The organism is Tamlana crocina, from assembly GCF_012037625.1.
Genome location: NZ_JAAVJS010000719.1, coordinates 1 through 311 on the forward strand (window position 1 = coordinate 1; position 311 = coordinate 311).

The window sequence follows — 311 nt, forward strand, 5'->3', positions numbered from 1 at the left end:
TGCTGGTCTATCTAAAGGACATCTGGCCCACACAGGAGGAGATCAACCAGACCATCAAAGAAAGCATGCGGGTGGAAGATTTTAAGCAGGTGTACGATGTCATTTTTGATGGGGAAGAGCAATGGAAGAATCTGTCTACTGCGGAAGGAAATGAATATATCTGGGAAGATGATTCCACTTACATTAAAGAAGTTCCTTTCTTTAAAGATCTTTCTGAAACTCCCAACCCTCCCGAAGATATAAAAGATGCGAGGGTGCTCCTGTTACTCGGGGACTCTGTGACCACAGATCATATTTCGCCGGCAGGTGCC

Annotated in this window: 1 pseudogene; it reads left to right on the forward strand. The window is 45.3% G+C overall.

From position 1 onward, the window contains the following. Positions 1-311, forward strand: a pseudogene (gene acnA, locus HC176_RS18710) (aconitate hydratase); the annotation flags it as partial.